The organism is Streptomyces sp. SID3343 (assembly GCF_009865215.1).
Lineage (GTDB): Bacteria > Actinomycetota > Actinomycetes > Streptomycetales > Streptomycetaceae > Embleya.
On sequence record NZ_WWJX01000589.1, the window covers coordinates 1 to 930 of the forward strand.

Consider the following 930-nt stretch of genomic DNA (forward strand, 5'->3'; position numbering starts at 1 on the left):
CCCGGGCGGTGCCCGGTCTCCAGGGTGCCGTCGTGCAGGGCCACCCGTTCGCGCATGCCCGTCAGGCCGTAGCCGCTTCCCGCCAGACCGGCCGACGGCGAGCCGCCCGCGCCGTCGTCGAGCACCTCGACCGTGACCCCGTCGGGAAGGTGTCGCACCTGTACGGACGCCCGCGCGTCACCCGCGTGCTTGCGGGTGTTGGTCAGGGCCTCCTGCACGATCCGGTACAGGGTCAGCCCAGCGGTCGGCGGCAGCGGCCTCGGCTCGCCGACCTCCTCGTAGGCGACGGTCAGGCCGGCCGCGCGCGACTGGGCGATCAGGCGGTCGATGTCGTCCATCCCGGGCTGGGGTTCGGACGGGGCCTTCTCGGGAGTGTCGGTGCTGCGCAGTACGCCGAGCAGTTGGCGCATCTCGCCGAGCGCGGCTCGACCGGACTTTTCCAAAGTGATCAGCGCCGCTCGCGCGGAGTCCGGGGCCTGCGTCATCGTGGACCGCGCTCCGCCCGACATGACGTTCATCGTGGTGATGTGATGCGACACGACGTCGTGCAACTCCCGGGCGATGCGCCGGCGTTCCTCGGCCACCGCCCGGTCCTCGAGCAATCGTCGGTTGGCGGCGCGCTGTTGTTCCCACCTGGCCACGCCCAGGCCGGCCCCGATCAGCAGCGCCGTCGTCGCCGCGTCCCCCAGAACGAGCACCACGACGTCCGTTTCGCCGTACAGGGAGCGCGCGAACTGTACGACCAGGCACGCCCCGGCCGCCGCGGCGATCTCGCGGACCCCGCGCGACCGCGCGACGGTGTACAGCGCGACCGCCATCGCGCCGCCGTAGCTGTGGGAATTCGGGGTGACCACCACCAGGAAGGCGCTGTGGGCGACGACCGTCGCGGTGAGGACCTGCACGGGCCGGCGCCGACGCGCGATGAGGAAC

1 protein-coding gene is annotated in these 930 nt (G+C 72.7%); it reads right to left on the minus strand.

Annotated features, from left to right (window positions below; translation table 11 throughout):
- The coding region (locus GT354_RS56525; RefSeq protein ID WP_161357331.1) for a sensor histidine kinase at positions 1-902 on the minus strand (902 nt) is incomplete at its 3' end.
- Between the last annotated feature and the right edge of the window lie 28 nt (positions 903-930).